Origin of the sequence: Hymenobacter daecheongensis DSM 21074 (genome assembly GCF_900141805.1) — a bacterium.
Taxonomy (GTDB): Bacteria; Bacteroidota; Bacteroidia; order Cytophagales; family Hymenobacteraceae; genus Hymenobacter; species Hymenobacter daecheongensis.
The window spans coordinates 12,382-24,757 of sequence record NZ_FQYN01000001.1; the positions used below are offsets into that span (position 1 = coordinate 12,382).

12 protein-coding genes and 1 tRNA gene are annotated in these 12,376 nt (G+C 61.4%); 6 read left to right on the forward strand and 7 right to left on the reverse strand.

The genetic code is table 11. The annotated features are described in order from the left end of the window. Window position 1: 1 nt before the first annotated feature. Entirely contained in the window at window positions 2-820 is an 819-nt protein-coding gene (locus tag BUB62_RS00065; protein WP_073104640.1) for a hypothetical protein, read from the forward strand. A gap of 85 nt (window positions 821-905) precedes the next feature. On the opposite strand, the gene BUB62_RS00070 is transcribed toward BUB62_RS00065, so the two are convergent. The 3 genes from BUB62_RS00070 to BUB62_RS00080 form a co-directional block, all read right to left on the reverse strand. Beyond that, complete coding sequence (locus BUB62_RS00070; RefSeq protein ID WP_073104643.1) at window positions 906-1,235, reverse strand: hypothetical protein; 330 nt, start codon at window positions 1,233-1,235, stop codon at window positions 906-908. 144 nt (window positions 1,236-1,379) lie between these two features. Beyond that, a complete protein-coding gene (locus tag BUB62_RS00075; protein WP_073104647.1) occupies window positions 1,380-2,327 on the reverse strand; it encodes a PfkB family carbohydrate kinase in 948 nt (315 codons plus the stop codon). A gap of 102 nt (window positions 2,328-2,429) precedes the next feature. Beyond that, window positions 2,430-2,503 (reverse strand) — tRNA-His (locus BUB62_RS00080). 351 nt (window positions 2,504-2,854) lie between these two features. On the opposite strand from BUB62_RS00080, the gene BUB62_RS00085 reads away from it, so the two are divergent. Continuing rightward, complete coding sequence (locus BUB62_RS00085; protein ID WP_073104650.1) at window positions 2,855-4,267, forward strand: DEAD/DEAH box helicase; 1,413 nt, start codon at window positions 2,855-2,857, stop codon at window positions 4,265-4,267. A 202-nt stretch (window positions 4,268-4,469) separates the two neighbouring features. Here BUB62_RS00085 and BUB62_RS00090 read toward each other — a convergent pair whose 3' ends face one another. The 3 genes from BUB62_RS00090 to BUB62_RS00100 form a co-directional block, all read right to left on the reverse strand. Further along, a complete protein-coding gene (locus tag BUB62_RS00090; RefSeq protein ID WP_073105897.1) occupies window positions 4,470-4,877 on the reverse strand; it encodes a hypothetical protein in 408 nt (135 codons plus the stop codon). A 321-nt stretch (window positions 4,878-5,198) separates the two neighbouring features. Further along, on the reverse strand, window positions 5,199-5,876 hold the full coding sequence (gene upp / locus BUB62_RS00095; protein WP_073104653.1) for a uracil phosphoribosyltransferase: 678 nt from the start codon (window positions 5,874-5,876) through the stop codon (window positions 5,199-5,201). Further along, window positions 5,864-6,811 carry a GNAT family N-acetyltransferase gene (locus BUB62_RS00100; RefSeq protein ID WP_073104655.1) on the reverse strand — a complete coding sequence of 316 codons (948 nt, stop codon included), beginning with the start codon at window positions 6,809-6,811 and terminating at the stop codon, window positions 5,864-5,866. Before BUB62_RS00100 ends, upp begins: the two co-directional genes overlap by 13 nt. Window positions 6,812-6,958: 147 nt before the next feature. Here BUB62_RS00100 and BUB62_RS00105 point away from each other — a divergent pair, with 147 nt between their 5' ends. Both BUB62_RS00105 and BUB62_RS00110 read left to right on the forward strand, forming a co-directional pair. Beyond that, window positions 6,959-8,827, forward strand: a complete 1,869-nt coding sequence (locus tag BUB62_RS00105) for a hypothetical protein (RefSeq protein WP_084538705.1) — start codon at window positions 6,959-6,961, stop codon at window positions 8,825-8,827. A gap of 13 nt (window positions 8,828-8,840) precedes the next feature. Then, a complete protein-coding gene (locus BUB62_RS00110; RefSeq protein WP_073104658.1) occupies window positions 8,841-9,200 on the forward strand; it encodes an ADP-ribosylation/crystallin J1 in 360 nt (119 codons plus the stop codon). 127 nt (window positions 9,201-9,327) lie between these two features. Here the strand turns inward: BUB62_RS00110 and BUB62_RS00115 are convergent, their stop codons facing one another. Then, window positions 9,328-9,777: a QcrA and Rieske domain-containing protein gene (locus tag BUB62_RS00115; RefSeq protein ID WP_073104661.1), complete on the reverse strand. Its 450-nt coding sequence runs from the start codon at window positions 9,775-9,777 to the stop codon at window positions 9,328-9,330. 103 nt (window positions 9,778-9,880) lie between these two features. Here BUB62_RS00115 and BUB62_RS00120 point away from each other — a divergent pair, with 103 nt between their 5' ends. Continuing rightward, a complete protein-coding gene (locus tag BUB62_RS00120) occupies window positions 9,881-11,722 on the forward strand; it encodes an ABC transporter ATP-binding protein (RefSeq protein WP_073104664.1) in 1,842 nt (613 codons plus the stop codon). A gap of 155 nt (window positions 11,723-11,877) precedes the next feature. Beyond that, window positions 11,878-12,375 (forward strand): hypothetical protein, encoded by a 498-nt coding sequence (locus BUB62_RS00125; RefSeq protein WP_073104668.1) that lies wholly within the window; start codon window positions 11,878-11,880, stop codon window positions 12,373-12,375. Window position 12,376: the final 1 nt, after the last annotated feature.

Below are 12,376 nucleotides of genomic sequence, written 5' to 3' on the forward strand. Positions count from 1 at the left end.
TATGTTTCGGCTTGGTGCGGTGGCAATAGCTCTGCTGGTGGCGGCGGGGCTCACGGCCTGTTCGCTGCGGATGCAGCCCGCCGAACGGGCGCGGCCGGCAGCCAAGCCGATTCCGGCCGTGGTGGCGCTGCCGCCGCCCAAGCCGCCACGTATCTACCGCCTTGAGCACCTCGATACGCTGGTGAAGCTGCCCGGCCGCATAGTGCAGCTCTACCCCGCCCCGCGCCGGGTGTATGAGCAACTGCCCCCGCCCGCGTGGCTGGCGCCGGCGCCGGCCAGTTCAGAAGAGGAGGAAAATGTCCTGGATTTTTCGCTGGAAGAAAAGCGGCAGCTGCGGCACGCCGGCTCCAAAGTGAAGCGCGTGGGCAACACCCTCTGGCTGCGCCCCACGGCCGCGCCGCCGGTACGCTTAGTAAGCAACTTGGCCGACGACGACCGGCACACGGTGTACGAATACCTCACCGGGCTGCCCAATATTCAGCACTGGCTCGTGTCGGTGCACTTGTATGAGGGCGGCTATTACCTGCTGGTCAGTCAGCGCACGGGCCGGCGCACGCGCGTGTGGAGCCCGCCCGCCGTGGCCCCCGACGGCCGGCATTTCGTGTGCGGCAACTCCGATGTGCTGGCCCGCTTCGAGCCCAGCGGCCTGCAGGTGTGGGCCGCCGATGGCCCGGCCCCACGCCTGCTCTGGGAGCGCCAGACCGAGTGGGGCGTGAGCGGCCCGCGCTGGCTCGACAACAAAACCATCCTCTTCGAGCAGGATTTCTTCGATAACGGCGACGTGGATACCCGCGTGGTGCGCATGACGGTGGTGCCGTAGGGCCGGCCGCCAGCCGACTCCGTAGCCCACAAAAAAGCCCTGCCGGAATGCTCCACAGGGCTTTTTCAGGAATATTAAATGTGGGCTAGTGCTTGGTATCGCCGCCTTTGCCCACTTTGCCGTTGCCATCTACTGACATAGGCTTGTTGCCCTGCGGATTGTTGCGCGGCTTGTTGGCCGGCGAGGTGCGCTGGTCCTCGTTGTTGCCGTCGCCGGGAGTGCTATTTTTGGTGGGATTTCCGCCCTCATTCAGCCCGTTCTGATTCACGTTCTGCATGTGCGTGCCCCCGCTGTTCGACTGCGCCTGGCCCTTGAAGTCCATTGACTCCTGATTTTTCGGTTCCTGCGCGGCGGCATCGGCCGGCTTCTTCGATTTTTCCGAGTTTGTGGGCGCTTTATCTTGATGCTTGGTCATGGCGGTAAAAGCTTAGGTGGGAAATGTCTTTGTACCGCCGCCGCCGGCAAATAGTTGTGCCCACTAACCCACAAAAAAAACCCTGCCAACCTTTCTAGAAGGCGAGCAGGGTTTCAAAACAGGGTTTTCCGGAAAGGCAGCCAGCTACACGTTCTGCACGGCCGTGGCCGGCACCACTTCCACCAGATCGGCAAACTGCTTCTCGCGGGCTTCGATTTCTTCCGGCTTCAGGTTCAGCAGCCGCTCGGTGCCGAATTTCTCCACGCAGAACGAGGCCATAGCCGAGCCATGAATGACAGCACGCTTCATGTTGTCGAAGCTGATGTCGTCGGTGGCGGCGAGGTGGCCGATGAAGCCGCCCGCGAAGGTGTCGCCGGCGCCGGTAGGGTCAAATACTTCTTCCAGCGGCAGGGCCGGGGCATAGAAAATCTTCAGCTTCTGCTTCTGGGCGTGGAAGAGCAGCGCACCATGCTCACCTTTCTTGATAATCAGATACTTAGGGCCCATATCCAGAATCTTGCGGGCCGCTTTCACCAGCGAGTATTCGCCGGAAAGCTGCCGCGCCTCCTCGTCGTTGATGCTGAGTACGTCCACCATTTCAATGGTCGCAATCAGGTCGTCGAGGGCAATGTCCATCCAGAAGTTCATCGTGTCCATCACAATGAGCTTGGGGCGGTTTACGAGGCGCTGAATAACGAGGCGCTGTACCTGCGGGGCCAGATTGCCCAGCATCAGGTATTTGCAGTCCTGGTACGAGTCGGGCAGAATAGGGTCGAAATCGGCCAGCACGTTCAGCTCCGTTACCAGCGTTTCGCGCGAGTTCAGGTCTTTGGAATAGATGCCCGACCAGAAAAACGACTTTTCGCCCGGCTTCACCTGCAGGCCTTCCACGTCCACGCCGTGCTCTTCGAGCAGCAGAATATCGGATTGCGGGAAGTCGTCGCCGACCACGGCCACCAGCTTCACGGGTTTCAGCGAGTACGAGGCCGACAGGCTGATGTAGGTGGCGGCACCGCCGATGATTTTGTCGGTTTTGCCGAAGGGCGTTTCCAGGGCGTCGAAGGCGACGGAACCGATAACAACCAGACTCATAGTCAGAAAGGTAAGTGGGAGTTGGGCAATAGGCCGCTGCGAAGGACAACGGTGCAAGGAACAAAAAAGTCCCCGGAAGTTTCTTTCCGGGGACTTGCTACGGGTAAATAATGGGGCTCGAACCCACGACCTTCGGAATCACAATCCGACGCTCTAACCAGCTGAGCTATATCTACCGTGTTGGGGTATTGGAGCGACAAAAGTAGAAGCCCGAACGGTTTTATGCAAGGATTAAGGCAGTTTTTTTCTGGCCGGCAGTTGTTGCGGGCTCTCAATCCGCTGTCATTGCGAGCAGAGCGAAGCAATCCGTCCCGGACAATGAGCTGAGCCTTGATTACGCACAAAGCCCTGATGTATGCTCACGTCAGGGCTTTGTGGGTGAAAAGGGCTCTTTACATTTCAGAGGACGGATTGCTTCGTCCTTCGTCCTCGCAATGACAGCACTTCGTCAGGCGTTGCGCTGCTATTCAGCTGGCCCCGACTACATTCCCCGTACCTTTGTGGCTCGCAATATTTTTTCTGCCGTCATGTCCGAGTCGCCTGCCCCCGTTTCCTTCGCCGATTTCAAGCTCAACAAACAACTGCTCACGGCCGTGGCCGAGGCGGGCTTTGCCGAGCCCACCCCCGTGCAGGAGCAGACGATTCCGCTGCTGCTGGCCGGTCACGACGTGCTGGGCATCGCCCAGACCGGCACCGGCAAAACCGCCGCCTTTGGCCTGCCGCTGCTAATGAAGGTGAAATACGCCCAGGGCATCAACCCGCGGGCCCTTATTATGGCTCCCACGCGCGAGCTTGCCATGCAGATTGAAACTCACCTAAAGCGGCTTTCCACCTACACCGATTTGCGCATTTATGCCATCTACGGCGGACTGGGGCCCAAAACCCAAATCGAAACGCTGGCCAAGGGTGTCGATATTCTCATTGCTACCCCCGGCCGCCTGCTGGAGCTGTACCTGCGCGGCGACCTGGTGCTGAAGGAGCTGAAAACGCTGGTGCTCGACGAGGCCGATAAGATGATGGATATGGGCTTCATGCCCCAGATTCGGCGCATTCTGGAAGTTATTCCGCGCAAGCGGCAGAACGTGCTGTTTTCGGCCACCATGCCCGACAAGGTGACCACCTTGAGCGAGGAGTTTCTGGAGTTTCCGGTGCGCGTGGAGGTGACGCCGGCCGCCACCTCGGCCCAGAACGTGAGCCAGAGCCTATACCGCGTGCCCAACCTGCTCACCAAAATCAACATGCTGGGCTACCTGTTCAAGGATGAGGAAACCTTCAACCGGGTGCTGATTTTCTGCCGCACCAAGGAAAACGCCGACAACGTGGCCCACTTCCTGGCCCGCAAGGTGAGTCCCGAAACCCGCGCCATTCACGGCAACAAGGGCCAGAATGTGCGCATCAACGCCATGGACGCTTTCCGCGCCGGCGAGCTGCGCTTTCTGGTTTCGACCGACGTGGCGGCCCGCGGCATCGACGTGCCCCAGGTGAGCCACGTCATCAACTTCGACGTGCCGCTGGTGTACGACGACTACGTGCACCGCATCGGGCGCACGGGCCGGGCCCAGCACACGGGCGCGGCCATCACCTTCGCCAACGAGGCCGAAATGCACCACATCGAGAAGATTTCGGAGCTGATCAACCAACCGATTCCGGAGCTGCCGCTGCCTGAGGGCGTGAAGGTGATGGACACCACGTTCGACGAAAAGCAGTCGATGGACCGCGAAATTGACGAGCGCCGCCGCCGCCTGGACCCGGACTTTCAGGGCGCTTTCCACGAGAAGAGAACCCCGCTGCAAAAAGGCATCGACAAGCGCACAGGCCAAGCTTATGTGGAAGGCCCGAACCGCAGCCAGAAAGGCAAAAAGAAGCGGGCTTCGCCGGGCAAGAGCCAGTCGCCGGCCGCCAAAGCCTCGGCCAAGCTGCGCAACTCGCGGCACAAGTAGGACGCAATGAAGCCGCGTAGCGGCGACAGGTTTGTAGCAACCGACAAGTACAACGAACAAAGCCGCGTAGCGGTGACAGAGCCATTCGGGCATTTCTGTCGCCGCTACGCGGCTTTTCGTTCTGCCAATACAATTTGCTACAAACCTGTCGCCGCTACGCGGCTTTTTTATTTACAGCGAGGCTGAGAGCTGTAATAACCGCTTACCGGTGAAAAAACGGCAGGTGGCTGAACCGGATGGTAAGCGTAGTCATGGCGACGCCCCAGAACATGGCGCTCCAGAACATGTGCAGGAAGATGCGCAGGCGCGGTACGTGCAGTTGGGTGGCAATGACGGTGCCGCCGATGGGGCTGAACAGAATGGGCGTCAGAAACGCAATACCGGGCATGCCGAAGCGGCGGAAAAACCGCACGATGTTGCGGCTGCGCTTGGTAAAAACGGGCTTGCCTTTGGCCTGGCGGCGGCGGCGCTGATGCAGCGCCCAGGCCTGGCCCACGCTGGAAATAATCAGCACCGTGGTCATCATGCCGGCCACCGTGAGGCCGAGCGTCTGCACGAAATTCAGCCCGATGGAGATGCCCGCCACAGGGCCGGCAAAGAACTTAATCATGCTGAGCAGGAAAACAGAGGCGCATTTGAGCAGGTAGGGCAGCACGGTTGTTTTCGGAGCTAGGAAGGTGACTTTGGGCGCTTTTGCCGGTTTGGCAAAAGACAAAGATAGTAAGGGCAGCTTGTGGGTTTTGGTTCCGGGGGGTTGGGGTTTGTTGGTTTCGTAAGTGTTGCAGCCAGCCAAGCCGTCTGTCATCCTGAGCTTGCGAAGGACCTCATCACAGTTCAGCGACGAGCGTAATAACGACTCGTTCTTATCCTATAAAGTCCTTCGCTTTGCTCAGGATGACAGATGGCTTGGCTGGCTGTTCCCTACTTACACCTACAGCTTGCTGCCGTACGACAGGTCGCCGGCGTCGCCGAGGCCGGGCACGATGTAGGCCTGGGCGTTGAGCTTTTCGTCGATGGCGGCTACCCAGAGCGTGGCCTCCGGGATTTCGCGGGTCACATATTCCACGCCCTCGGGGCTGGCAATGACGGCGGCAATATGCACCTGCCGCGGCTGGCCGAAGCGCAGCATAGCCCGGTAGGTCTGCACCAAGGACTTGCCGCTGGCCAGCATCGGGTCGGCCAAAATCAGCACCCGCTCATCGAGGCTGGGGGCCGAGAGGTAATCAACCTGCACGCGCACCTGCGCCGTGCCCTCGATGCGGTAAGCGGCGGCAAACGCGCTGGGCGACTGATCGAAATAATTCAGAAAGCCCTGGTGAAACGGCAGGCCCGCCCGCAGCACCGTGGCCAGCACCGGAAAATCGTGCAGCTGCTTGCTGACGGACTCGCCTAGGGGCGTGGTCACCGTTTTCTCGGCGTAGCTGAGCTGGGAGCTGATTTTGTAGGCCATGATTTCGCCCAGGCGCTGCAGGTTGCGGCGGAAGCGCAGACTGTCGCGCTGCACGTCCACGTCGCGCAATTCGGCCAGGAAGTGGTTGGCAATGGAGGGCTCGGCGCACACAATGTGCACGCGGTCGGGGTGGCTCAGAGTCGGCTTCAGCGTTTCCATGATAGATACCAGGGCAAAGAGGTTTGGGTAAGGGCGGCGTAGGGCACGGGCGCAGCGCCGAAGTTGGCGAAAAAACGGGCAATGGAAGGAATCATGCCGCCTTCAAAATCGAGCACGAGGCCGGGCGTGGCGGCATGGCACCGGATAACGTAGTCGGGCAGCAGCAGCGGGGCCCCGGCTTTTTTGCCGGCCGGCGAGGCGGCGGCAAACAGGTAGATAAGGCGCCGGGGCGTGACGACGAACAGCGCCCCGGCCAGCAGCTCGCCGGTTTCGGGGTGGCGCACTTCCAGTATAAGCGCCTGCCCCAGCGTCTGCAAAGCGGCCGTTAGCCGAGCCAACTGCTGATAATGGCGGGGCTTGAGGCCAGCTACTTCGCCGCCCTTATGCTCCTGAAACAACTGAATAATAGCCGCCACGGAAGCCGTTTCGGTGACGACCAGCGGCCGGGGCTGCTGCTGGTTCAGGCGCAGGCGGCGACGGTAGTCGGCGTGGTAGCCGGCCAGCAGCGCGGGGTAGTCGAAGGCCAGGGGCATCAGGTATGTTTGGCGCTGCGCGAGGGAAAAGCCGGCTGGGGCAACACCAAGCTCGTTTTGGGCATTGAGCTGCGTATAGAGCCGGGCGTAGCGGCCGGGAAGCAGCGCCAGGTAGTCCGCCAGGTTTTGGTGGCGGCTGCCGGGCGTAGTGAGCAGGCCCAGCTGCTGAGTGAAAGCCGGCTGGTACACTTCCCGGCCCCAGGGCCGGCGCTTTACCGGCAGCGGCAGCACCGCCAGATACCGGCCGGTGGCTTCCTCCACTTCCACCACCGCATCCCAGCGGCCGGCGGTGGCGCGCAGCCAATCGGCCTGCGCGTAGGGCACAGCCTGCGCGGCCCCGGCCACGCAGGCATCCCAGGCGGCAAGGTTCAGGGCGGAAAAAGGCAGGTAACGCAGCGGCACGCGGCAAAGGTAGAGAGTTCGGGCCGGGTGGCGGGCTTTAGAATAAGCGGACTCGGCAGTGGGGCCGCAACCAAAAGGGCACTCCTGCGGTAACTGCGTAGCTTTGCGTGAGCCGGAAATTCTTCCCGAAGCGCGGCCCCTTATCCTATGAAAAAAATTTTCCTGTTGCTAGGGCCGATTCTGGCCGGATTTTCTTCCTCGGCCACCGCGCAAACCCAGACGGCTCCCCTCACCACGACCGACAAAGACCCGGTCTGGATGGTGTACGATCATCCGGTGCCGCCGCCGGAGGTGCCCGTGGCCAAAACCACGCAGGGCGCGACCTACGTGCCGCTTGATGCCGACGTGTACCGGCTTATTGACCGCTACGCCGTCATCTACGGCACTGACTCGCTCTACCAGCTGCATACCTCCGTGCGGCCTTACCCGCGGACGGCCGTGGCGCGCCTGGCTGAGCGGATGCTGGCTGATAGTGCCAACCTCTCGGCCCAGGACCGCTTCAACGCCGAGTACCTGCTGCGCGACAACTGGAACTACACCACCCGCGCCACCCCGGTAAACCAGGGCCGCCGGCCGCTCTGGAAAAACCGGTTTTTTGAGCGCCAGTCGGACCTGTACAGCGTAGCCACCCGGGACTTCACGCTGCGCGTGAACCCGGTGGCAGGCCTGAGCCTGGGCAACTCCGACGGCGCCAAGAGCTACGCTTTCCTGAACACCCGCGGCGTGCAGCTGGAGGGCACCATCGACCAGCGGCTGGGCTTCTACACTTTCCTGGCCGACAACCAGATGGCCGTACCCGAATATGTGCGGCAGCACATCGGGCGGGATTTGGCCGTGCCGCACGAGGGCTTCTGGAAACCGTTCAAGACCACGCCCGGCCAGTATGACTTCCTTTCGGCGCGGGGCTACCTCACGTATGCGGCCGGCCGCCACGTCAATATTCAGTTGGGCCACGACCGCAACCAGATTGGCAACGGCTACCGCAGCCTCATCCTGTCGGACTACTCGGCGCCCTATCTGTTTCTGAAGCTGAATACGCGCATCTGGAAGTTCAACTACCAGAACCTGTTTGCCCAGATGGTGTCCGACGCGCCCAACGTGGACGCCTCCTACGACCGCAAGTACCTGGCCATGCATCACCTCAGCTATGATGTGCTGCCCAACCTGAATGTGGGCGTCTTTGAAAGTGTGGTGTACAGTGCCTATTCTAACACCATTGATAGTGTGGTGGTGAACAAGCAGGTAGTCGCGCGCCCGCGCCGCCGCGGCTTTGAGCTGCAGTACCTCAACCCCATCATCTTCTACCGCGCCGTGGAGCAGGGCGTGGGCTCCGAGGACAATGCCCTGCTGGGCCTGGATTTCAAGTGGAACGTGAAGCGGCAGGTGCAGCTCTACGGACAGGTAGTGCTCGATGAGTTTGTGCTGAGCCAGATCCGGAGCGGCAACGGCTGGTGGGCCAACAAGCAGGGCATCCAACTGGGGGCCAAATACCTCAACGTAGCTGGCATCCGCACGCTGGATCTGCAGGGCGAATTCAACTATATCCGTCCCTACCTCTACCAGCACGAGGATAAATACCGCAACTACCAGCACTACCAGCAGCCGCTGGCCCACCCCATGGGGGCCAACCTCTGGGAGCTGATCGGCATTGTGAGCTACCAGCCGCTGCCCCGCCTCAGCGTAGTAGCGAAGGGCTTCTACGTGAAGCAGGGCCTCGACCCGCTGGGCCAGAACTACGGATCCAACCCCAACCTACCCTACACCAACCGCCCCCTCGACAGCAACGGCCGGATCCGGGAATTCGGCTTCCGCGTCGGCGACGGCGTGACTTCCTACCTGTTCCACGGCGACTTTACGGCCACCTACCAGCCGCGCCACAACCTCTGGCTCGACGCCAAGCTCATCGTGCGAAACCGCACCCTCGACCAGCCTGTGTCCTACGCCACCGCCGGCACCGATGCGCTGGCCTCGCTGGCATTGCGCTGGAACATCGCCCAGCGCCTGCACGAATTTTAAGCCAAGCCCACCGATGCGCCACGACCCGCCCGCCCTGTTGCTTTTTCGCCCCGTCAACCAGCCGGAACTGGATTTGATTGCCGCCACCGACTGGCTAGCATTTCCGCCCCGCCTGCCCGAGCAGCCTATTTTTTATCCGGTGCTCAATGAAGAGTACGCCGCTCTGATTGCCCGCGACTGGAACGTGCCGTACTACGGCATCGGCTACGTGCTACGCTTTGCCGTGGATGCCGATTACGCGGCGCAGTTTCCGGTGCAAATTGTGGGCGACGCCCATCATGAAGAGCTGTGGATACCGGCCGAAGAGCTGGCCGAATTCAACCGCCATATCGTGGGCCGGATTGAAGTAGTCAGCCTCTTCAAGGCCGAATAACCGGGAAGCCACCCCGGCACAATCTCCGCTTTCAACAAACCTCGTCGCCTGCAATCGACGAGTTTTTTTTGCGTTGAGGGCAGAAGCGGGGTTCGCGCCCGAATGGCTTCGTTTCGTGGCTCTGGAGTTAGCTGGTTACGCGCAGCGAGTTGCCGGTTTGCGTCACCGTGTATTTCTTCAGCGGCCGGGCAGCGGGGCCATTTGCTACCGTGCCGTCGGCGTTGAACTGGGAGCCGTGGTTGGGGCAGAAGAAGTTTCCCTGACCGGGCTGAAACAAGATGGCAGTGCCCTGGTGCGTGCACGGGGCCTGCACGGCCAGATAAGTGCCGGCCGTGGTTTTGGCCACTATCACCTGTCCGCCGGCTCCGTACACGTAGCCTTTGGCCGGGTCTTGCAGATCGGCATTAGCGGGGGCCGTCAGGTCGAGGGTGAAATCGACGCTGGTGGCGCCGGTGGGGCCACTGCTGCCGGGCGTGGGGTCGTCGCCTTTGCTGCCGGAGCAGCCGCCCAGGCAGCCCGTGGTCAGCACGGCCGCCGCGCCCAGGCCGAAGAGGTGGATGAATTCTTTGCGTTCCATAAGCCGGCAAAACTGGTGAGGAAAGTATAGTCCGAACTCGCTCGTCAGCGCCCAAAGGTTGCCCGCACCACAACGCGGAATGCCGGTTACCTTTGCTGCCCCCATGAAGACCTACCTCCGCATTCTGCAGTACGCCCGGCCCTGGGCGGCCTTTTTGCCCCAATACCTGCTCTACACCGTGCTGACCATCTTTTTCAGCATCGGCAACTTCACGCTCATCATTCCGCTGCTGCGGGTATTGTTCGACAAAACGGCCAAAGTCCCGCTGAAGGCCCCGGCCAGTATTCCGGACTTCGCCCCCACCATCAACTGGGTAACGGACACTTTCAACTACTTTTTTGCTCAGGTGCTGGCTCAGCGCGGGCAGTTGGGGGCACTGGGCTTTGTGTGCGGCGTGGTGGTGGTGTCGGTGCTGCTGAGCAACGTGTTTCGCTACCTGAGCCTGCGCCTGCTGGCCACGGTGCGCGCCCGCGTAATCCGAAACCTACGCCGCGACCTGTACCACCGCATCATCGGGCTGCCGCTGGGCTTTTTCGGGGGCGAGCGGAAGGGCGATTTGATGTCGCGCTTCACTTCTGATGTGCAGGAAGTGGAAACTTCGGTGGTGAACACCATGACGGCCGTTATCAAGGAGCCGCTTACCATCATTGCCTATTTCGTGGTGCTGTTCCACATTTCGGTGCCGCTCACGCTGTTTACGCTGGTGCTGCTGCCCATTTCCGGGGGCATCATTGCCACCATCGCCAAGCGCCTGCGCACCCAGGCCAAGCAGAGCCAAAAAACCCTGGGCACCATGCTGTCGGTGATTGATGAGACGCTGGGCGGCATCCGCGTGATCAAGGCGTTCAATGCGCAGGAGTACATCAAGGGCAAGTTTGAGGCGCAAAACGACCAGTACGCCCGCACCTCCCGCACCATCGACAACACCCGCGACCTGGCCTCGCCGTTTTCCGAGTTTGCGGGCGTCACGGTGGTGGCGGGGCTGCTCTACTTCGGCGGCTCGCTGATTCTGGGCGGCGGCTCTAATCTTGATGGCGAGACATTTATCGGCTACGTGATTCTGTTTTCGCAGGTGCTCACACCGGCCAAGGCGCTGTCGTCATCGTTTGGCAATATTCAGCGCGGGCTGGTGGCCGGCGAGCGGATTCTGAGCATTATTGACATGGAGCCCACCATCCGCGACAAGCCCGGTGCGCAGCTTCTGCCCGCTTTTCAGCACCAGATTGAGCTGCGCAACCTGCAGTTTGGCTACGCCGACCAGCCCGTATTGCAGGACATCAACCTGACGATTGCGAAGGGCAAAACCGTGGCCCTGGTAGGCCCCTCGGGCGGCGGCAAAAGCACGCTGGCCGACCTGCTGCCCCGCTTCTATGACCCCACCGGCGGCCAGCTGCTCATCGACGGCCACGACGTGCGCGACTGCACCATCCATTCTGTGCGCGACCAGATGGGCATCGTGACCCAGGAAAGCATCCTATTCAACGATTCGATTTTCAACAACATCCGCTTCAACACGGAAGCCACCGAGGCCGAAGTCATCGAAGCCGCCCGCATTGCCAACGCCCACGAGTTCATCATGCAGACGCCGGAGGGCTACCAGACCACCATCGGCGACCGGGGCTCTCGCCTCTCGGGCGGGCAGCGGCAGCGCCTGAGCATTGCCCGCGCCATCCTGCGCAATCCGCCCATTCTCATCCTCGACGAAGCCACTTCGGCCCTCGATACGGAAAGCGAAAAGCTGGTGCAGGAAGCCCTCACGCGGCTGATGCAGAACCGCACCTCGCTCGTCATTGCCCACCGCCTGAGCACCATCCAGCACGCCGACGAAATCATCGTGCTCCAGCACGGCCGCATCGTGGAGCGCGGCACCCACGAAGATCTGCTGCGCGGCGGCGGCCTCTACCAGCGCCTGAACCAGATGCAGAGCAACGGGATGCTGGGTTGAGTGATTGGTTGTCCGTTGTTAGTGGCTGGTTGTGGATTGGTCGTTGAACAAACTAACAACGGACAACTAGCAATCAACGCCTATATTTAGTGCGCCAAGAAGGCGGCCGCGTGGTATAGCCCGCGGTTTTTCCGGACTCTTACTTTGCCCTGCTCATGCTTGCCATCAAACGTCTTGTTACGGTTCTGGTAATGGTTTTCGTTCTGACCGGGCTGCTGCTCGTGCTGGTGCCGTCCGTGCGCTCTTCGGCCGAAGGCATGTTCAGCAGCGGGCCGGTGGGGTTATACTACGCCCTGTTTCTGGCCGGCTTGGTGCTGCTGGGCCTGCAGCTCATCACCGAAAATCTCGACAGCGCCCTGCTGCGCCGCGAAGTGGCCGCCCACAACAGCAAGGTGAACGAGCTGAAAGCCAAGCTCTACGACCACCAGGCCGACCAGCGGGCCCGCGAGTTTCAGCAGCGCCCCACCGCCACCACGGCCATTCCGCCGGACTATGGCACCCAAACCAGCCGCCCGGCCCCAAGTCAGCCGGCCCCCGACGCGGAGCACCCCACCTTCCCGCAATCGGACCCCGGCCTGCTGAACCGGCCGCTGGACCAGCCCAATTCCATTATCAACACGCCGCCGGACCCCACCAATCGTCCGGCGCTGTAAC